Genomic DNA, 21,259 nt, shown 5'->3' on the forward strand with positions numbered 1-21,259 from the left:
AAAAAAACTGAGAATATCAGTGATTTTACATTTCAACATGGTCTGAATTTAAGTTTAACAGAAAGGAAAATGTAGGTTAATGCGAGCGGCTGGTTTTCTACTATTAGTCTTTGGTCTGTTTATGTCTGCAAACATTAATGCAGAGGTATACCGGTGTATCGAAGATGGTGTAACGAAGTTTTCGGCATTGCCTTGTGGAGACGAGTCGAAGATGACGTTTTATGACGTTAGCAGAGCTGAATCCATTGAAACTTATTGGGCGAAACAAAAAAAGAAGCAACAAAAACAACTAGATGAGCGGCAAGCTCGAGCTGAAAGTTATATCGCTGGTTATCCTAAGTTGTCAAAAAAGATCAAGAAAGCGATATTAGAATGTCGAATTGTACGGGGAATGACCAAAAAACAAGTGTATTTGTCGTGGAACGTGTTGCCAGAATCTGAAAAAAAAGAAGTTAGTCGTGAGTCTTCATTAACTTTTTATAAATATAAAATGGCTCCAATTTGCCAAACCGAAAAATTTAAAGAAGCCGACCTTACCTTTAACAATCGTACTCACTTATTAGTTGGCTGGAATATCCGCCACTAGGGTGTTTTCATCCTTTGCCGAGAGTTTCTAGTTTTATGGATTTCAAGAAGAAAATCACAGCGTTGCGTTCATATGGGCGAGCAACCCCTCCTACCGATATTAGTTATTTAGCTGAGCAGTTTGAAAGTGACAGAGGCCGAATTATTCAGTCAGCTGCGATCCGTCGTCTTCAACAAAAAACACAAGTTTTTCCATTAGAAAATAACTCTGCAGTACGCAGCCGTTTAACGCATTCGTTAGAAGTACAGCAGACGGGTCGACATATTGTTCGAACAATTTTCAAGAAATTAAACCAAAATCCGTTAGATATCGGTTTACTGCCATTCGAAAGAGAAGTTGAAACATTAGTAGAAATGGCGTGCTTGATGCACGACATAGGTAATCCGCCTTTTGGTCATTTTGGTGAAGCGGCGATTAACCATTGGTTTGAAAAACACCTTGATAAACATGTTTTGTTTGCGCAGTCGTCGAACAAAATGTTGGCGTTGCAACTTAAACACGAACTTAAAAATTTCGAAGGAAACGCTCAAGCATTTCGGATCATCTTTAATTTGTTACGTTTAAACCTAACGTACTCGCAAGCGGCCAGCATACTAAAATATACGCGTTCGGGGCTTGAACAAAGACCTGACAAAAGCAAACCACTGTCTTATTTGAAGAAGAAAGTCGGGTTTTATTATTCTGAAATGGAAGACATCAAGTCGATGTCGACCCATTTAGAAATAAAGCCCGGTCACAGGTATCCTTTAGCCTATTTAATGGAAGCGGCAGATGACATAAGTTACTGTTTAGCAGACATTGAAGATGGTGTTGAAAAAGGACTACTAGATTGCCAACAGTTGTCTGCTCATTTAATCGAGACGTTTAATCGGTACGCTGGTGAAACAAGTACTCAAAGGATCACGAAAAACAAGACATTTGAAGAGGCCGTAGAATATGCACTTGGCCGAAGTGAAAAAGAGCCGATAAACAAGACTCATGAATTTTTTGTTTGGTTGCGGGTGCAGCTCATTCATCCTCTGGTCGATCATGCTGCTGTGCAATTTATCGATAATATTGAAAGCGTCTACGAAGGCGATTTTAATCGTGCCTTACTCGAAGACGACAGTATTTTTCATAACGTTATTTCGACATTTAAAGATGTCGCGATTAAATACATTTTCTCAACACATGAAGTTGAGACAAAAGAACTACAGGGTTATCAAATTATATCGGGGCTACTGCAAGCTTTTGAACCTTTGTTATTATGCAAAACAGACAAGTTTCAAGACATGGTATGGGACCGAAAACGTGGTGGGCTTTTAGAAGCTAGGCTTTATAAACGCCTTGCAAACAAACATTTAAAAGCCTATCGAGTGGCAATTGAACCTTTGATTAACCAGCCCGACTTTGTATTACTGGAGTTTTATTACCGTTGTCGATTGATCCAAGATCACGTTAGCGGCATGACAGATCAGTACGCATTTGAAGAATATCGCAATTTGTACCTAGCTTAACATTCAAAAAAGGGACAAATTGTCGTAAACTCCGGCGATTCTATTTTTAACCTGACTCTTCGAGTAGTAATTTACAGGCGATAACATGACCGACATCCAAAACGCTATAGCTGAGATCAAACGTGGCACAGATGAAATTTTGCCAGAAGACGATCTGATCAAAAAACTAGAAGAGGGCAAACCTCTTCGCATCAAGGCCGGTTTTGATCCTACAGCTCCTGATCTTCATTTAGGTCATACTGTTCTAATTAATAAACTAAAAACATTTCAAGACCTAGGCCATGAAGTTATCTTTTTAATTGGTGACTTTACTGGACTCATTGGCGACCCAACGGGAAAAAATGTTACGCGTAAGCCGTTAACTAAAGAAGACGTGCTAAGAAACGCAGAAACCTATAAAGAACAGGTTTTCAAAATTTTAGATCCAGCTAAAACCACCGTCGCTTTTAACTCGACATGGTTTAACGAGTTTGGTGCGTCAGACATGATTAAGCTAGCTGCTCGTCAAACCGTTGCACGTATGTTGGAACGAGACGACTTTAAAAAGCGCTACGCGGGTGGTCAGTCAATCGCAATTCATGAATTTTTATACCCACTTGTACAAGGTTGGGATTCAGTTGCACTTAAAGCTGACGTTGAATTAGGTGGTACAGACCAACGATTTAACCTATTAATGGGCCGTGAGTTGCAAAAAGACGAAGGTCAGCGTCCACAATCTGTTTTGATGATGCCTTTGTTAGAAGGATTAGATGGTGTTCAAAAGATGTCTAAGTCTTTGAACAATTACATCGGCATTACAGACGCGCCGCAGGATATGTTTGGTAAAGTAATGTCTATTTCTGACGAGCTAATGTGGCGTTACTATGACTTACTTAGTTTCCGCCCAATTGCTGAAATTGAGCAATTTAAAGCAAATATTGAAGCGGGCAGCAACCCTCGTGATGTCAAAATTGAATTAGCAAAAGAACTAATTGCACGTTTCCACAGTGAACAAGCTGCGGATGATGCTTATGCCGATTTCATTAAGCGATTCCAAAAAAATGCGTTGCCTGACGAAATTCCAGAAGTTACGGTGACATCAGGTGAACCAATTGCTATCAGTAATTTACTTAAAGAAGCTGGTTTAGTGGCAAGTACCTCTGAAGCGATGCGCATGATCAAGCAGGGGGCTGTTAAGTTAAACGGCAAAGACAAAATCAGTGATACAAAGTTGATAATTGAAGTTGGCAGCAGTGAAATTTATCAGGTCGGTAAAAGAAAGTTTGCCAAAGTAACAGTTAGCTAATCTTCTAATAGCTCTTCCTATATTAAAATTAACCCCAGTCGCCTGGGGTTTTTTGTTAATTATGAACTGGAAACGTGTTTGTTTACCGTCTGTTTTAGTTAAACTTACACTTCTTAAGCGTATCCACTTAATCCGAGCAAAGGAATATTTGTATGTCACTAAATAGAATCACTGTCGCTGGAACTAAGATCATACCTAATAAAGTTGTTTGTGTTGGGCGTAACTTTGTAGATCATATTAAGGAGTTGAATAATGTGGTTCCTGACGAGATGGTGTTGTTTATAAAACCCAATTCTGCAATATCTGACAGTTTTGTTTTTAAGCTTGGGAGCGCTCAAAGCGGCGATGAAATTCATTTTGAGACAGAAATATGTTTTGTCGTAAAAAACGGGTTTTTAGATGCGGTCGGGGTTGGCTTAGATTTAACAAAACGAGAAATTCAAACTAAGTTGAAGCAGAATGGGCTTCCGTGGGAGCGAGCTAAAAGTTTTAAAGGTGCCGCTGTGTTATCTCCCTTTGTTAAGTTGGATTTCGATTTAGAAAAGCTTCATTTGAAACTCTGGATAAATGGCAAGCTACAACAAGCTGGCGGTGTAGAACACATGATCCACTCTCCAACCGCGATATTATCGGAAGTCGAAACGGTGTTTTCGTTAGATGATGGCGATGTCATTATGACCGGCACACCAAAAGGTGTTGGGAAAATAAATCAAGGTGATGTTTTTGTTGCGGAGCTGTTTGCAGACGAAATAAAGCTTATGAGCCAAGAGTGGCAAGCATAAATAATTGAATTTACCTTACGTTATGCGGTTAAAACAACGGTGGGTGTCTGCGTTGTTTTTTTTGTGGTTAAAACAACGGTGGGTGTCTGCGTTGTTTTTTTGTGGTTAAAACAACGGTGGGTGTCTGCGTTGTTTTTTACGTTATTATTCCTTTCACTGATCTTCATGGGGCTAAATGTCCTTACAAAATCTGGGCATTAGTGGTATTCAGATAATATCTAATAAAAAAATGAGTTAACGACAGCGTATTTGGGCTTAATTCCTACACCGCTATTGTGTTAAACTGCGGCCGGCTTAACTACTAGAATGACTGAGTGAATGTTAGATAACGTAAGAATTGTATTGGTAAATACCTCACATACCGGAAATATCGGGTCTGCTGCGCGCGCAATGAAAACGATGGGAATTAAAGACTTAGTACTTGTCGATCCTGTGCAGCCTCCAGATAGTCATACTTCTGCTTTAGCCGCTGGAGCGACCGATATCTTAGGCAATCTCAAAATTGTAGATACTTTGCAAGAAGCCATCGCAGACTGTGGATTATCAATTGCAGCAAGTGCTCGTTCACGTACGTTATCTTGGCCAATGGTCGGTCCTCGAGAGTGTGGTAAAAAAGTAGTTGAAGAAGGCGAAAAACATAAAGTTGCTTTGGTATTTGGGCGAGAAAACTCGGGCCTCACCAACGAAGAATTACAGCAGTGCCAGTTCCATGTTCATATTCCGGCAAATCCAGAATACAGTTCTTTAAATCTGGCAATGGCGGTTCAAACACTTTCCTACGAAGTTCGCATGAACTTTTTAGAAAAAGAAGGTGAGCAATATGAGCCGTTTGAAGCCGACTATCCTAATAGCGGTCAACTAGAAGGTTTTTATCAGCATTTGGAAGAAACCTTGGTTCATACCGGATTTATTATTAAACAACATCCTGGGCAAGTTATGTCAAAGCTTCGTCGTATATTTAATCGGGCACGACCTGAGTCCCACGAGTTGAATATATTAAGAGGTGTCCTCACTTCTATAACTAAGTTAATTAAAAACTAAACTAATTAAAGAGTAACGTTCCCAATGTTTGATCGCATTAAAGAAGATATAGCAAGTGTTTACAATCGTGACCCAGCTGCGCGCAGCAATTGGGAAATATTGTTTAACTATCCTGGACTTCATGCGATCTGGTTTCAACGAATATCACATAGTCTGTGGCGCGCAAACTGGAAATGGTTGGCACGTTACATTTCAACTATTGCACGCTGGTTAACAGGGGTTGAAATTCACCCCGGTGCTACTATTGGCCGTCGATTTTTCATCGACCACGGCATGGGCGTCGTAATCGGCGAAACGGCAGAAATTGGTGACGATGTAACGCTTTATCACGGTGTGACCTTAGGTGGGACAAGTTGGAATGCTGGGAAAAGGCATCCAACATTGTTAGATGGTGTTGTCGTAGGGGCCGGGGCGAAAATTTTAGGTCCGATTTTAGTTGGCAAAAATGCCCGTGTTGGTTCTAACTCTGTTGTTGTTAAAGAAGTTCCTGAGAACGCCACTGTTGTAGGTATTCCAGGGCGAATAGTAAACGCGCCGACTTCAGCTGCAACAGATGATAAAAAGCGTACGCAGATGGCGCAAAAATATGGTTTTGACGCTTATGCGGTGTCACCAGATAACCCAGATCCTGTCGCCAAAGCAATTGGCGCAATGTTAGACCACATTACTATTATGGACGAGAAGCTAGCTTCAGTGTGCTCAGAAGTCACAAAAATGGGTGGTACTGTCTGCAATAAAGAATTACCGGTCATCGACGTCGACTCAAAAGAGTTTGTGGAAGAAGGCCAAAAAGCTGCTGAACAGCGCGTCGCAGGTATGCACGCCTTCGATCCGACAATATAAAGTCCTTGCGTTTTATTTAAACCCGAGTAAATTAGTCAAGTATAAGTACTTGACTAATTTACTCAGGTTTGTAAAATGCGACCCCATCGAAAGGGTCCACATTTTTAACGTGAAAGGTGAGAAATGAAGCTTACATCTAAAGGTCGTTATGCCGTTACAGCAATGCTAGATGTTGCATTACATACGTCAAATGGACCCGTACCGTTAACCGATATATCAGAACGCCAGGGAATTTCGCTTTCTTATTTAGAGCAGTTGTTCGCCAAACTTCGTAAAAGCGAGTTGGTAAACAGTGTAAGAGGCCCAGGTGGTGGTTATTTTCTTGGACGCAATGCATTAGAAATCTCCATTAGCGAAGTTATCGCTGCTGTAGATGAAAGTGTAGATGCAACTAAGTGTGGCGGAAAAGGCGATTGTTTGAGTGGCACTCGCTGTCTTACTCATAAATTATGGTCGAATCTGAGCGATCGAATAGAAAACTTTTTAAGTGATATTTCGATTGGTGAATTGGTTCAACAAAAAGACGTAAAAGCCGTAGCAGAGCGGCAAGATGCTGAACATACGACTATTCGTTTAGCAGCGCAAAATTTATAATTGTTCTACCTGTATAAACGCAGGTTTTTAATTCGTTCGTGGAGAATTTAATGAAGTTACCAATCTATCTAGATTACGCAGCTACCACACCAGTTGACCCTCGTGTAGCAGAAGAAATGATGAAGTCGTTAACAATGGATGGCACATTTGGTAACCCAGCGTCGCGGTCACACAAATATGGCTGGCAAGCAGAAGAATTAGTTGATATCGCCAGAAATAATATTGCTGAATTAGTAAATGCTGACCCACGCGAAATTGTTTTTACATCGGGTGCAACAGAGTCTAATAACTTAGCGATTAAAGGTGCAGCTCATTTTTATAGCAAAAAGGGTAAGCACATTATTACGGCTAAAACTGAACATAAAGCCGTTTTAGATACCTGTCGTGAATTAGAACGCCAAGGTTTTGAAGTAACGTATTTAGACGTATTACCAAACGGCCTTGTTGACTTAGACGTACTTGCAAAAACAATGCGTGACGACACTGTTGTTGTAAGCATCATGCATGTAAACAATGAAATTGGTGTTATTCAAGATATCGCTAAAATTGGCGAAATGTGTCGTGAACGTAAAATTGTATTCCATGTTGATGGCGCACAAAGTGCCGGTAAAATCCCAGTGGATTTGTCAGAATTGAAAGTGGATCTAATGTCATTTTCAGCGCATAAAATATACGGCCCTAAGGGTATTGGCGCATTATATGTTAGTCGTAAACCTCGTATTCGCTTAGAAGCGCAAATGCACGGTGGCGGCCATGAGCGTGGTTTCCGTTCTGGTACACTACCTGTACATCAGATTGTGGGTATGGGTGAAGCATTCCGTATTGCTAAGCAAGATATGGAAAAAGACACAAAACACATTATAGAACTACGTGAAAAACTTTGGAACGGTGTTAAACATATCGAAGAAACCTACATCAATGGTGACTTAGAGAGCCGTGTTCCAGGTATCTTCAATGTAAGCTTTAACTTTGTTGAAGGCGAAAGTTTAATTATGGCACTAAAAGACATGGCGGTATCTTCAGGTTCAGCCTGTACGTCTGCTTCTTTAGAGCCTTCATATGTATTGAGAGCATTAGGTTTGACAGACGAGTTAGCACATAGCTCGATTCGATTCAGTATTGGTCGTTTTACGACAGAAGCTGACATCGACCATGTTATCGGACAAGTTAACAACGCAATCGACAAATTACGTGAAATGTCGCCGCTTTGGGAAATGTTCAAAGATGGTGTTGATTTAAATAGCGTGCAATGGGCTGCACACTAGGTTTATCTAGTAGCGGTAACGAATTTTCAAATTAATTATTAATCGAGTTTTCGATTAAGGAGCTTAAAATGGCTTATAGCGAAAAAGTAATAGACCACTACGAAAACCCTCGTAACGTTGGTTCTTTTGACAAAAATGATCCAACTATTGCAACGGGTATGGTTGGCGCACCGGCTTGTGGCGATGTAATGAAGCTACAACTTAAGATTGGCGAAAACGGTATTATCGAAGACGCAAAGTTTAAGACATATGGTTGTGGTTCTGCGATCGCTTCTTCTTCACTTGTAACAGAGTGGGTTAAGGGCAAGTCAATCGATGAAGCTCAGCAACTTAGCAACACTGAAATTGCTGAAGAACTTGCGCTACCACCAGTGAAAATTCACTGTTCAATTCTTGCTGAAGATGCGATCAAAGCAGCAATTGAAGATTACAAAGCTAAAAAGAACAATTAGGTATTAAGCTGTGTTTTCACAGCGTAATAGTTTAGTTTTACTTTCAACTTATTTAGATAGAGGCAGCAGTAAATGGCCATCAGTTTAACCGATTCGGCAGCAGATAGAGTAAAATCGTTTTTACACAACCGTGGTAAAGGCTTAGGCCTGCGCTTAGGCGTGAAAACAACAGGATGCTCAGGATTGGCTTACGTGTTGGAATTTGTTGACGATATCGAAGACGGCGATGAAGTTTTTGAAGACAAAGACGTTAAAGTCATTGTCGATGCAAAAAGCTTAGTTTATCTAGATGGAACAAAATTAGATTTTGTGAAAAATGGGTTGAATGAAGGGTTTGAATTTGTGAACCCGAATCAAAAAGACGAATGTGGTTGTGGTGAAAGCTTCACCATATAGCCTGTTTTAGATTTGTATTAATAAGGCCATTTACCCCAAAGGTAATGGCCTTAACTGTTTTAAAATCTTGCATTACAAGTTTCGTAATTATTTTAGTTAAATTGTATTAAAGGTTTTTATGCGTTATTTCTCGTTGTTTGATTTACCCGTTGATTTCCAAGTTGATACCAACTTATTAACTCAACGATATCGTGATATTCAAAAGAAAGTCCACCCTGACAATTTTGCTAGCGGCTCAGACCGTGAGCGACTCCTTGCGGTACAAACATCCTCAGAAATCAATGACGCCTTTGAAACGTTAAAACACCCATTGTCACGCGCTGAATACATGGTGATGGAACACGGTTTTGATGTAAAGCATGAGCAAACTACCATTAAAGATGGCATGTTTTTGATGCAGCAAATGGAGTTGCGTGAAGAGCTTGAAGATATTGAAACAGCATCGGACAAAGAGTCAGCGTTTGATGACTTTTACGATGACGTGAAACAACTCGTAGTGCAATACACCAATCAATTTGAATCACTGTTTAATTCGCAAGATTACGACTCAGCTGCGGTTGCTGTACGTAAACTTCGGTTTGTTTACAAATTGAAGTCCGAAGCGCAACAGCTAGAAGACAAGTTATTAGACGATTAAAAATGAATATCAACTGGAAATGTATTTAGATGGCTTTATTACAAATTGCTGAACCTGGACAAAGTACCAACCCTCACGAACATAAGCTTGCAGTTGGGATTGACTTAGGCACAACTAACTCGTTAGTCGCAGCGGTACGTAGTGGTAAACCAGGTGTTTTACCCGACGAAGAAGGGCGGTTTTCACTGCCATCTGTTGTTCGCTATTTGCCGAAGGCGGTAATGATAGGTGACGACGCAAAAAACAGCGCAGCAGATGATCCTGAAAATACCATAGTATCGGTTAAACGCTTTTTAGGCCGTGGATTATCCGACATCAATGCGTTATATGGCGATTTGCCGTACCAGTTTGTTGAAAAAGAGCATACCGTCAATATTCAAACAGCACAGGGGGAGAAAAACCCAATTGAAGTATCAGCGGAGATTTTATATAACCTCCGCCAACGTGCTGAAAGTTCACTTGGCGGCGACTTGCAAGGTGCCGTAATTACCGTTCCTGCATACTTTGATGACGCTCAACGCCACGGTACAAAAGACGCTGCCGAACTTGCTGGAATAAAAGTATTACGTCTGATTAATGAGCCAACAGCTGCGGCGATTGCGTATGGTTTAGACTCTGGACAGGAAGGCATTATTGCGGTTTATGACCTTGGTGGTGGTACGTTTGATATTTCAATTTTACGTTTAAATAAGGGCGTTTTTGAAGTGTTGTCAACGGGCGGCGATTCGGCGCTTGGTGGTGATGACTTCGATCGTACAATCGTTTCAAAACTGATTGAATTGCATGCACTACCAAAAAGTGGGCTAACAGCGAAAAGTTTAAGAAAGCTGTACGATTTAGGACGTAAAGTAAAAGAGCAATTAACGTTAGATGATTCTGTCGAGTATCAACTTTCTATTCAAGAAGGTGAGGTTAGCGGGACTTTCACTAAACAATTGTTTGAAGATGGTATTGCCGAATTAGTTAAGAAAACCCTGAAAAGCTGCCGACGAGCGTTAAAAGACGCTGAAATAGAAGCCGAAGATATCTTAGAAGTGGTCATGGTGGGGGGTTCTACTCGTGTACCTCTAGTCCGAGAAAAAGTGGAAGGTTTTTTCAAACGTACCCCTTTAACCACAATTGATCCGGACCAAGTTGTTGCAATTGGTGCTTCAATTCAAGCTGACTTATTAGTTGGTAACAAGCCCGACTCTAATATGTTGCTACTGGATGTGACGCCATTATCTTTAGGGTTAGAAACAATGGGGGGCTTGGTAGAGAAAGTCATTCCAAGAAACACCACAATCCCAGTCGCGAGAGCACAAGAATTTACCACATACAAAGATGGCCAAACGATGATGGCTATTCATGTATTACAGGGTGAACGTGAATTAGTTGACGATTGTCGTTCATTGGCTCGGTTTGTATTAAAAGGTATACCGCCGCTAACCGCTGGTATTGCGGTTATTCGAGTTACGTTTAATATTGATGCGGACGGCTTATTAAGTGTAACCGCAATGGAAAAATCGACAGGGGTTGAGGCATCAATTCAAGTAAAACCTTCATATGGACTTGAAGAAGACGAAATAGCGAATATGCTTACATCGTCTATGAGAAATGCAAAAGAAGACATGCAAGCAAGAATGCTTCGTGAACAGCAAGTTGATGCAAAGCGTATGATTGAGTCGTTGGAATTGGCAATTTCTCAATCAGGTCATCTAATTGCCGACGATACTGAACGAGCAGCAATAGATAAGGCCATTCAGTTGTTACAAGAGAGTTGCCAGGGCGAAGATGGCTCAATAATTAAAGACAAGATCAAGCAGCTTGATGATATTAGTCAGCCGTTTGCAGCTCGTCGAATGGAAGACAGTATTAAACAAGCTTTAACCGGTCAAGCGGTTGAAGACGTATAAAACAAATTACAGAATGTAGAGATTAAACATGCCTCAAATAATTGTATTACCTCACCCAGAGCTTTGCCCCGATGGCGCAGTATTGGAAGCAAAAAAAGGACAGTCGGTACTGGACGTTGCATTAGCGAATGATATAGATGTTGAACATGCTTGTGAAAAGGTATGTGCCTGTACAACATGTCATATTATTGTTCGTGAAGGTTTTGATTCACTGTCTGAGAGCGATGAGCTGGAAGACGATATGCTAGATAAAGCATGGGGTTTGGAAATGGAATCACGTTTAGGCTGCCAAGCCATTATTCAAGATGAAGATTTGGTTGTTGAAATTCCTAAGTACAGTCTAAACCACGCAAAAGAAAATAATTAGTTTTTTGTCTGAAACAAAAATGGCGTTAACACTTAAGTGTAACGCCATTTTTTTTGCTTCATAAAAGAGCGATTTGACTAACCCTAAGAGTTAACGAAAAATCTGCTCTTTGAAATATAAGCAATTATTCGCCCATTCTGTCTCGAGCAATTGCAACGACTGGAGAAGCACTGTGACCAAATTCGTCAGCCCATTGAACAAGTGTTTTGCCATTTGATTCTGGAGTGTTTAACGCAACAACAGGTAATTTTGAAACGATAAACCCACCAACAGAATTTGCTTCGCTCGTAATTGCAAAACGCAACATTGTTTGACCGTCACACAAAACAGAGTCATAGATGTTTCTGATCCGTATGTTGTTTGCTTTCAAAACTTTACGTAAACGTGATTTATTATCAACTTCGATATAACTACAAATTGTTTCAGCTAAACCGTCGTTAGCTTTTACATACGTCGGCGCAAACATAGTTGCAAGTAAAACAATTGTTAATACACTTTTCAATTTTGTATCCTCTAAAAAATTTTGCGCATCATAAATGTTTTAAAACTAAGTGCAAATTTTGCTCAATATAGGTGTTTTTGATTTTTTGCTAAAGTGTATAGCTAAGTTAACGCACGTAATTGGAATAACACACTACATTTACGCGATTAGTTAAAAAAATTCATTTGAACGTATTTTTTGATGCTGTAATGAATAGTTTCCATATAGCGGTTTTATAAAATGTTTTCGGCTGACATATTTAGATGTTTTGTAAAGTACTTCTTGGTGTTTATTAACATATAAAAATACGTTAACGCTAGGCGGGTTAGCTACTCTAGCTGTTTATCGTTTTTTTATACGGGTAAACTCTAAATTTTTATCGGGTGAGTTAACGTGAATTAGACGGTAAAAAAGAGCTTGTGCCTAAAAAAACGATGACTTTAAAATCGACGCTAAACTCTTGTAACATGGTCATTAAGTTTGTTATAACAAGGCAAGTTCGGCAAATGTACTACTGCATCTTAATGTTTTAGAATTGCTAACTAATACAACGTTAATCCAAGTTTATGGACACAATTTAAAAGGAACAATTATGAAAACATTAAAATTAGTTTTTATTTCGCTTATGGTAGTAACTGCAGTTGGTTGTAAATCGACGGCTGATAAAGCGACTACGAGCAAAGAAGTTGCTCAAAATATGACACAAGAAGAAAAATTAAAGCAAGCTAAAGCTGATATAAAGTGTCGTAGTGAAGCACCTACCGGTTCACGTATCTCTAAAATGAAATGTACAACGAAGAAACAACGTCAAGCACGTTCACGCACTAAAACCGTTTTAGATGAAGTATTGCAAAACCAAGTTGGCGCCCTTAAAGGTCCAGTTGGTGGTGGTAACTAGAATTACCACAATTAGTTAATCGGCTGATTATTTAGCCGTTGTCTGACTGAATAGGGGGTGAAGCAATTTCGCCTCCTATAGTTATAGTGCTTTCTCAAACTACCGCATCATTGTGTCATTTAATAACGAGTTCAAAAAGACACGTTTTTTAAAGTAAATTCCTTAAATCAAATTATTGTTAGCACAAATGAACGGTCTGCAACTTTGGAAATACCTTAGTATAGCGATATGTCAGGTATCGTAGTTGGAGACGCATTAGCACGACAGTCATAAACTTTTAGCAAAAATTTAAACGGCCTAAAATAAGCTGACCCTCCACCAAATTAATCACAAGTTTAAGCATAAGTTTAATTTTAACCAGACACCCACACAAAATTAAACAGACACCCACCCAAAATTAAGCACGAGTATAAGCAGGCTCCCATACAAATTTAACCAGACAGCCATTCAAAATTAACCAGACACCCACACAAAATTAAGCAAGAGTATAAGGAATTAACCAGACACCCACCCAAATTTAACCAGACAGCCATTCAAAATTAAGAATTAACCAGACACCCACACAAATTTAACCAGGCACCCATGCATTTTTAAGTAGACACCCATGTGAGTTGAAGCCTGAGTTTAAGCAGACACCCATGTAATTTTAAGTCTGAAAATTAAACCAGACATCCACCGAATTTGGGCCTTCGGTTATGTGTTTAGGTAGCGATTAACTGTAATTGTTTTAGGGATTTTTCGATAATAGTTAAAACCCTCTATGCTATTGACGACCTTAATATAATTAAGTAGTTTGCGTATTCTATTTTTACAATTAGGTTCTATTTTTATGACACGGACGTTGATATTTTTACTGCTTATTTTAGATTTTACTAACTTATCCCACGCAGCAGTTCCAATGACAAAAGTTGAGTTTAATGCTCAGCTTTCATCGCCTATCGTCCGTAACGACACTGATTCTGACCTCAGAATAAAAATTTCTGATGGTTTCCTGTTGGCTTTTTTAGATGATAATAAATTAGAAATAAGAAAGTTTAGCCATTCAGGAGCGCAAAATAAGTCCTTCGGGGTTAATGGCGAAGCTTCGATTGAATTTGTAGACAGTGCTTTTTTCCAACCGTTGGGGAATCAATTAGGCAGTATCTTTGTTGATGAGGGAGGGGATATATATATTTCATTGTTGACTGGTTTAGAAGGCTATGATGTTGAAAAACGGCAAGTTCACTTATTTAAATTTTCTAGTGACGGCACAGCAGACAAATATTTTGGTAAAACAGGTTGGTCTATGAGGTTGTTTTATACTCACAGATACAGCTTGGGCTACTTTGTTAAAACATTTATTACTGGTTCTACTAATAATCAAGTCTTGCTCGGTGTCAGTTTGGGATTTGGTGATACAACATTTATACGTATAAACCAAGATGGCTCTATTGATAGGACTTTTGCTGATGACGGCATGAAGTCATTTGCTAGTAATTTTTATATTTCTGACGGCGATAAATTATCAGGTTCAAAACAAAACCACATCGGGGTGAGAACGAGCGCGTTAAAAACAGACGCAGGTAAGACTTATCATGCAATAAACAGCGTCCAAGGTGTGTGGTATATAAATATTGATGGTGATCTGTTAGGCGACATTGATTTAAAAAATTACAGTGCAGATGTATTTAGTGAATTTGAAGAAGATAAGTTTCATTTTAGAACTGAATTTGCAACAGACATTGTTAACGGCGAGCAGTTTGTAATTGCCGAAGTAAAACGCAAAAATGTAGAATATGACAAATCCTTAATGATATTTAAACTTAAAGATAAGGCGATCGACTTAACATTTGGTACAAAAGGTGTGTTTTGGATAAAAGGTGACGTAAATTATTTCTTTGGTGGAAATGCTGAATATGCAAAAGACGGTGGTCTTTTATTTACTTACAAGGGGGAAAATCCAAGAAACACATACTTCCGCTATTTGTCGCCAGCTGGAGTACAAACATCTCCTACCCAACCCGCTTCGTTTAATACAAACTTATACTATATTGATAATTTATACGGTCAAGGTAATCCTGTATCCTTTGAATCATTTAGTGATGGAAGAAGACTCGTTTATACCGATAATCAACGTTTTTTTATGCTCGATATAAATGGTCAGTTAGATAACGCATTTTCCCAAGGAAGTGACTTAAGCACAAAGTCCGATTTACCGTTAAATAAACCCTATGTAATTGATGGTAATAATAATATTTGGACGTATCGCAATTCTGCTATTTATCGCTATAACCAATTTGGAAAGCTGGATGAAAACTTTCTTGAGGGTAAAAATAATTACCTTAAAGTCGAAGGGTACTCTGTTTTAAAAATTAGCTGGATAGAACCAAATATTGACGGTGGAGTTGATGTATTCCTAATAGACAAAACTGCAGCTTATCGGGGTCAGCAAGACGTTATTATTTTACGGCTAGATGAAAACGGTTCGCTTGACGTCAATTTTGGTCAGAATGGACTAGTCATTTTTACTTGGGATGATATTTTCGGAAATATTGGATATGACACTAGCAATTTAAAGGTTTTGCGAACTGAAAAAAATGAAACTCTAATAATGGTGACGGTTGAATCGCCCGCTGTTCCCAGTTTTTTAACTTTATTTAAGCTAGATGCCAACGGTAATTTCATTACTGAGTTTGGCAACAATGGGGTGGCCGAATTTAAGCACGATACAAGTGTTACAGGGCTTTCTTTCACTCCTGATAGTGCTAATAATATTTATATAACAGGTGTATTTGACGAATATGGCAAATATGAAGTCAATTCGACAGGGTTCATCGCTAAACTGAATGAAAAAGGTCAGGTACAATTTGATTTTGCTGAGGAAGGTATACGTTTGTTAGAAAACGATGTATTGCCCAAGTCGATATGGATGATAGATCAGCACCAATTTTATGTCATTATTGATGGCGGAATACTGGGGCGCCCGACATTTCAGCTCAAATCATTTGACATAAACGGTAATGCCACTAGTGATTTGGTTGATGCAGATAGTTTTATGTTAAACATGTCAGAAGATATGATCCCAGATAAAAGATCGGCATATAATTACTTTAGTGATTCGAGTGGAAACCAATTTAATAAGATAGATAATAACAAAGTCGAAATAATGACGAGTTCGTTGCATGGCGTCACATTGCACAGTGTTGACTTTAGTCAACCGATCGAATTTAAAAAAGAAAATTTCAACCTGACTGTTACCGAAGATAGCGGAAATTCGTCCTTTTTGTTGCCTCAGGTAAGTGCCAATTCCAGTGAACTCCTTATCATTAATTCTCCTATGTCAGGTGTTGCGATGTATGACAATAATAATGGCAACTGGGAAATTACTTATCGACCAAAACCAAATTTTTTCGGAGAAGATAATTTTTCTGTAGAAGTTAAAACAGAGAGTTTGGTTTATCAGTATCTAATATCTGTTGAAATAGTTCCCCAGGAAGATCCGATTTTTCATAATACTAGGCTACAGGTTTTAAACTATCATAGCGATGACTTTGAAGTTATTGCGGGCTCAATTATCAGCATTAACGGCGTTATAAATACATTTGACCGGCTTCGACAATATAACGAAACGTATAATTTCGATGATTACACTTGGTATGCAGATGATGTAGTAGTTGCGAGCGGCGCTTCAGTTTTAACTGTCGACGAAAGCATGCTTGGCAAAATAATTCGATTCGAGGGTACTTTTCATTTTAAGGAAGGTTGGCAAAAAACGTACTCCATTTCAACGGATGAACCGATTGGTAACGTTGAAACTTCTAATAGCAATAAAGATAAAAGCACTGAAAAATCATCTGGCGCGCTTGATGACTACTTGTGGTTGGTGCTACTTATCATGTTACGGCGGTACGCATATTTGGCTAAAGCGATATTCGCGCGCGATAAGTGAACAAACATATTCGATAGGCAATTTTGTCAAAAATTCATTCCGAATTATTTTTTTACTCAATTTCAAAAATAAGTCTAGTAAATGCAGTTTACGTAAAGGTAAGGTAGAATCGATTTAAATAGCCTGTTCAGCTTTAAAACTAAGCAAATCCCTACTATAAATAAACTGATACATGGCACCGAAAAAATTATAAAAATAACGGGAGAGTATTTTGTCTGAAATCGAACGCGAATCTATGGATTTTGATGTAGTCATTGTTGGCGCTGGACCAGCGGGTTTATCTGCGGCTATTCGAATAATGCAAAAGGCTCAGGAAAATGAGCAAGAATTATTGGTTTGTGTTGTTGAAAAAGGCTCTGAAGTTGGCGCTCATGTGTTATCTGGTGCCGTTTTTGAACCTAAAGCACTTAACGAACTTATCCCTGATTGGTCTGAAAAAGACGCACCGCTTACAACTAAAGTGAGCCACGATGAAGTCTACTTTTTACGTAATGAAACCGGCTCAAACACGGTTCCTGGCTTTGCTTTCCCAAAAACCATGCACAACGATGGTAATTATATTGTCTCTATGGGCAATGTATGCCGTTGGTTGGCAGAACAAGCGGAACAATTAGGTGTTGAAATATTCCCAGGGTTTGCCGCATCGCGTGTTTTATATAAAGACGGTGCAGTCGTTGGTATTCAAACCGGAGATATGGGGCTAAATGAAGAAGGGCAACAAAAAGATTCATTTATGCCTGGTATGGAACTGAAAGCAAAATATACTATTTTTGCCGAAGGTGCTCGAGGTCATTTAGGCAAAGAATTAATTTCTAAATTTGAACTCGACCGTGATTCATCGCCTCAACACTTCGGATTAGGCTTCAAAGAGCTCTGGGAAGTCTCACCAGAGGTTCACCAAGAAGGTTTAGTGATACATACCGCTGGTTGGCCATTATCGAGTGAGTCGAATGGTGGTGGCTATCTTTACCATGCCGATAATAACCAAGTTGTCTGTGGATTAATTGTTGATTTGAACTATTCAAATCCGCATATGAGTCCATTTGATGAATTCCAAAGAATGAAACATCATCCGGTATATGCTAAATATTTAGCAAATGGTAAACGGATCTCATACGGTGCGCGCGCTATCGCCAAAGGCGGACTTTATTCCTTGCCTAAAATGACGATGCCGGGCGGCTTCTTGGTCGGCTGCAATGCAGGGACATTAAATTTTGCGAAGATCAAAGGCAATCATGCCGCTATGAAGTCTGCAATGATTGCAGCAGATACTATTGTAGACGCTTTGTTAGCAGGCGATGAAGGCCAATCTGACTTAGTTCAGTATCAAACATCATTTGAACAGAGTTGGTTATATCAAGAACTGGAAAGCGCTAAAAACTTTGGTGGCGCGCTGCACAAATTAGGGACCATTTTTGGCGGAGCGTATAACACGTTAGATCAAAATCTATTCGGCGGCAAAATGCCGTTTACCTTTAAGGATGAAACGCCTGATTATGCGACAATGAAACCGGCAGCCAAATGTGATCCAATTCACTATCCTAAACCTGACGGAAAGTTGAGTTTTGACAAATTGTCTTCGGTATTTTTGTCAAATACGAATCATGAAGAAGGGCAACCTGTTCATTTACAACTTATTGACAAAGATATACCGATTAAAGTCAATTTAAACGTGTTCGATGAACCAGCGCAGCGCTATTGCCCTGCAGGTGTCTATGAGATCGTTGAAGAGTCAAACGAAAAACGTCTACAAATCAACAGCCAAAACTGTGTCCATTGTAAGACTTGTGACATTAAAGATCCCTCACAAAATATAATTTGGGTGACCCCAGAAGGTGGCGGTGGTCCAAATTATCCAAATATGTAGTAACGCCAAATTCCATTAATGCTTAACAGGTGAAAATTAAATAAAGGTTGTTAGGAATGAAGATTAACCCCTTCATTCCGTCAAATTATTACTTAAAAAGATCCGTTAGGTGTTATGGTTGGTCATTCAAACTGGTAAAACATTACAACAAAGGAAGGGTTGGTAATGGAAAAGAAGTTAACCGCAAAGACGACTCAAGGCTTTTTAATTTACCTTTTAGAAGATGATGCGTTTTCCGCAACGGTAATTAGAAAAGCACTCAATACGGATGTTTTTCAAAGTCATACTTTAGTTGTGTTTGATTCTTTGGAAGCGTTGTTAACCGGGCTTGTTAACTTTACCCCTGAGATTGTACTTGTCGACTTAAATGTCCCCGATTCTAGAGGGCTCGACACTATCATTAAAATAAGCTCATTAATTGACGCAATTCCCATAGTTGTTGTTTCGGGTGCTGAGGCCGACTCCACTGGCGAAGAATTTATTAATTACGGAGCTCAAGACTTTATTCCTAAATCAGAGCTAACCGCGTCGTTGCTGTTACGTGTTATTCGATTTTCTATTTTAAGAGTTAAAACCAGTAAAAGTTTACAGCGTTCTGCCAAACATGATTTTCTGACCAAGTTATATAACCGTGAAGCATTAATTGAAAAACTAGATGTGATGATAAATTGCGGTGTACGTTACAACACAAAATTTAGTGTTTGTTATTTGAAAATTAATAATATTCCCCAAATAAATGAAAAATATGGACATCAGGCTGGAGATGACATTTTGTCTCTCATCGCCAACAGGTTACGACTATTTAGCCGAGCGTCGGACTTTATTGCACGCTACGATGGCAATGAGTTTGTGACTATGTTTCCTAATTCGAAGACAATTCAAGATGCTATTTCTGCGGCCAGAAGCCAGCTGAAAACGATTGACGATAATTACATGATCACAGACCAAAATGGTGAAACAGTTAATGTGGTAGTGGACTGTAGCGTGGGTTTAGCAATAAACAGTAATAACTGCGATACATCAGTCGAGATAATCGAAAAGGCATTTTTAAGCTGCCAGGGGGCACAATTACAAAATCGTGCAATCGGGGTTATAGAAGAATAGGCGTTTTTATTTTGTGTGGTTTAGACAATTTCCTTATGGTCAATATTCATAGCCGCATTTATCTAGTGCCACGCGTAGCGTCGATTCACGAAGGGGTTTTATTAAGTAGGCTTTTGCGCCAACTTGACCTGCGCGTCTAATTGTCAATTTACTGTGGCTACCTGTAAGTACAACTATAGATGTGTCAGCGTTTATTGATTTACTATTTGTTAGCTGCGCTGCGATAGATAACCCATCAGAGTCCGGGAGATTAATGTCTAGAAAAACAATATCGTACTCATTGTTATCTAGTTTATTTAAGGCATCTCGGCCACTTACAGCATAATCAAATTTAAAGGTCGATTTCTTAAATAATTTAGCACTTAAATTTAGTGACATTTCGTCATCTTCAACTAAAAGAACCCTTATTTTCTGCGGACTTTGAAGCTCTCTAAGCCGTTTCTCAAAATCGATTGTTTGCTCGCCATTTAGTGGCGGGGTTGTAACTTTATGGTGTACTGTACTTTGTTTTAATTCGTTTTGCTCTAGACTGGTTTCGCCAGTATTTTCGACACGTTCAACCTCATCTATTGATGCATTATTCGGATCCATTTTTGTGACAAGAGAAGTTGTAGATTTTACAAAACCATTGAGCAAAGACAGGGCTTTGTTTTGCAATTCTATTAATTCAGGGCGGATCTCATTGGACTTTATTTGACTCAACAAGTTTTTTATATCGTCTAAATTTAACTCTGCTTTTTGATTTTTTTCAAAACGTTCCTGAGCAGCAGTTATCGCTGAGTCGAGTTTTATTATGCTGTTTTCTAATTCGGTTTTAAACGCCTGTTTGCGATCCAAAGCCCCTTCAATTATTTCGACAAGTTCGTTTTTAAGCTCTAGATTAGTAAGTTGATATTGGATTCTGCCATTTGTCGTAAAATGAACGCCGAGCTCACGTAGTAGTTGTTTGGCTAATAGAATAGGCCGTGTTTTTTCATAAAGCGGACGACTGATAAGGTATTCGTCAATTACCTGTGTGTTGTAGGCAGCAAACGCAGTTCCTTCCTCATTTTTTTTGCAAAGAACCACAAGCTTATGCTCACAGCATGGGGTTGTTTTAAGGTCATCTATCAAAGAATAGTAGCGTTGGAGTGTGGTTTCGATGTGTTCAAACGAAAAAAATATGACTTTAGGCGTTAAGTCTTTCATTTGTTCAATTAATTTATTGATGTCTGTTATTACTAAAACATGTTGAAAGTAATCTAAGATCTTCGACACGGCTAAGGCATCAAGCTCATTATCCTCCCTAAAGATTATTATATGATTTAACTTATCTCTGGTACTGATTGACTTAGCCACGCCG

The 21,259-nt window shown here is 39.1% G+C and carries 19 protein-coding genes; 17 read left to right on the forward strand and 2 right to left on the reverse strand.

The features are described 5' to 3' along the window. The first annotated feature begins 121 nt into the window (after positions 1-121). From Q4575_RS10050 to fdx, 13 genes are all read left to right on the forward strand, one after another. Positions 122-586 (forward strand): hypothetical protein, encoded by a 465-nt coding sequence (locus Q4575_RS10050; protein ID WP_215963761.1) that lies wholly within the window; start codon positions 122-124, stop codon positions 584-586. Positions 587-621: 35 nt separating this feature from the next. Further along, a complete protein-coding gene (dgt, locus tag Q4575_RS10055; protein WP_303522772.1) occupies positions 622-2,082 on the forward strand; it encodes a dGTPase in 1,461 nt (486 codons plus the stop codon). A gap of 85 nt (positions 2,083-2,167) precedes the next feature. Beyond that, positions 2,168-3,367 carry a tyrosine--tRNA ligase gene (tyrS, locus tag Q4575_RS10060; protein WP_215963759.1) on the forward strand — a complete coding sequence of 400 codons (1,200 nt, stop codon included), beginning with the start codon at positions 2,168-2,170 and terminating at the stop codon, positions 3,365-3,367. A gap of 152 nt (positions 3,368-3,519) precedes the next feature. Next, positions 3,520-4,149: a fumarylacetoacetate hydrolase family protein gene (locus tag Q4575_RS10065; protein WP_272180198.1), complete on the forward strand. Its 630-nt coding sequence runs from the start codon at positions 3,520-3,522 to the stop codon at positions 4,147-4,149. A gap of 318 nt (positions 4,150-4,467) precedes the next feature. Further along, positions 4,468-5,190 carry a tRNA (cytosine(32)/uridine(32)-2'-O)-methyltransferase TrmJ gene (gene trmJ, locus Q4575_RS10070; protein WP_303522775.1) on the forward strand — a complete coding sequence of 241 codons (723 nt, stop codon included), beginning with the start codon at positions 4,468-4,470 and terminating at the stop codon, positions 5,188-5,190. A 24-nt stretch (positions 5,191-5,214) separates the two neighbouring features. Further along, positions 5,215-6,033: a serine O-acetyltransferase gene (gene cysE / locus Q4575_RS10075; protein ID WP_215963756.1), complete on the forward strand. Its 819-nt coding sequence runs from the start codon at positions 5,215-5,217 to the stop codon at positions 6,031-6,033. A 123-nt stretch (positions 6,034-6,156) separates the two neighbouring features. Further along, positions 6,157-6,627, forward strand: coding sequence for a Fe-S cluster assembly transcriptional regulator IscR (iscR, locus tag Q4575_RS10080; RefSeq protein WP_215963755.1), 471 nt, complete (start codon positions 6,157-6,159; stop codon positions 6,625-6,627). Between the two features lie 50 nt (positions 6,628-6,677). Then, the gene (locus Q4575_RS10085; RefSeq protein ID WP_215963754.1) at positions 6,678-7,892 is read left to right on the forward strand and encodes an IscS subfamily cysteine desulfurase; all 1,215 of its coding nucleotides are present in this window, start codon (positions 6,678-6,680) and stop codon (positions 7,890-7,892) included. Positions 7,893-7,960: 68 nt separating this feature from the next. Further along, positions 7,961-8,344, forward strand: a complete 384-nt coding sequence (gene iscU, locus Q4575_RS10090; protein ID WP_215963753.1) for a Fe-S cluster assembly scaffold IscU — start codon at positions 7,961-7,963, stop codon at positions 8,342-8,344. Between the two features lie 72 nt (positions 8,345-8,416). Further along, positions 8,417-8,740 carry an iron-sulfur cluster assembly protein IscA gene (iscA, locus tag Q4575_RS10095; RefSeq protein WP_215963752.1) on the forward strand — a complete coding sequence of 108 codons (324 nt, stop codon included), beginning with the start codon at positions 8,417-8,419 and terminating at the stop codon, positions 8,738-8,740. A gap of 118 nt (positions 8,741-8,858) precedes the next feature. Beyond that, positions 8,859-9,377 carry a co-chaperone HscB gene (hscB, locus tag Q4575_RS10100; protein ID WP_215963751.1) on the forward strand — a complete coding sequence of 173 codons (519 nt, stop codon included), beginning with the start codon at positions 8,859-8,861 and terminating at the stop codon, positions 9,375-9,377. A 29-nt stretch (positions 9,378-9,406) separates the two neighbouring features. Then, on the forward strand, positions 9,407-11,272 hold the full coding sequence (hscA, locus tag Q4575_RS10105; RefSeq protein WP_215963750.1) for a Fe-S protein assembly chaperone HscA: 1,866 nt from the start codon (positions 9,407-9,409) through the stop codon (positions 11,270-11,272). A gap of 28 nt (positions 11,273-11,300) precedes the next feature. Then, the gene (fdx, locus tag Q4575_RS10110; protein WP_215963749.1) at positions 11,301-11,639 is read left to right on the forward strand and encodes an ISC system 2Fe-2S type ferredoxin; all 339 of its coding nucleotides are present in this window, start codon (positions 11,301-11,303) and stop codon (positions 11,637-11,639) included. A 124-nt stretch (positions 11,640-11,763) separates the two neighbouring features. Here the strand turns inward: fdx and Q4575_RS10115 are convergent, their stop codons facing one another. Beyond that, positions 11,764-12,141 (reverse strand): DUF3718 domain-containing protein, encoded by a 378-nt coding sequence (locus Q4575_RS10115; protein ID WP_215963748.1) that lies wholly within the window; start codon positions 12,139-12,141, stop codon positions 11,764-11,766. A gap of 571 nt (positions 12,142-12,712) precedes the next feature. Here Q4575_RS10115 and Q4575_RS10120 point away from each other — a divergent pair. The 4 genes from Q4575_RS10120 to Q4575_RS10135 all read left to right on the forward strand — a co-directional run bounded on the left by Q4575_RS10120 (position 12,713) and on the right by Q4575_RS10135 (position 19,917). Beyond that, entirely contained in the window at positions 12,713-13,018 is a 306-nt protein-coding gene (locus Q4575_RS10120) for a hypothetical protein (protein WP_215963747.1), read from the forward strand. An 829-nt stretch (positions 13,019-13,847) separates the two neighbouring features. Then, on the forward strand, positions 13,848-16,946 hold the full coding sequence (locus Q4575_RS10125) for a hypothetical protein (protein ID WP_303522780.1): 3,099 nt from the start codon (positions 13,848-13,850) through the stop codon (positions 16,944-16,946). 235 nt (positions 16,947-17,181) lie between these two features. After that, positions 17,182-18,813, forward strand: coding sequence for an electron transfer flavoprotein-ubiquinone oxidoreductase (locus Q4575_RS10130; RefSeq protein WP_303522958.1), 1,632 nt, complete (start codon positions 17,182-17,184; stop codon positions 18,811-18,813). Between the two features lie 165 nt (positions 18,814-18,978). Further along, the gene (locus Q4575_RS10135; protein ID WP_303522782.1) at positions 18,979-19,917 is read left to right on the forward strand and encodes a diguanylate cyclase; all 939 of its coding nucleotides are present in this window, start codon (positions 18,979-18,981) and stop codon (positions 19,915-19,917) included. 39 nt (positions 19,918-19,956) lie between these two features. Here the strand turns inward: Q4575_RS10135 and Q4575_RS10140 are convergent, their stop codons facing one another. Next, positions 19,957-21,255 carry a response regulator gene (locus tag Q4575_RS10140; RefSeq protein ID WP_303522784.1) on the reverse strand — a complete coding sequence of 433 codons (1,299 nt, stop codon included), beginning with the start codon at positions 21,253-21,255 and terminating at the stop codon, positions 19,957-19,959. Between the last annotated feature and the right edge of the window lie 4 nt (positions 21,256-21,259).

The organism is Psychrosphaera sp. 1_MG-2023, assembly GCF_030548245.1.
Taxonomy (GTDB): Bacteria; Pseudomonadota; Gammaproteobacteria; order Enterobacterales; family Alteromonadaceae; genus Psychrosphaera; species Psychrosphaera algicola.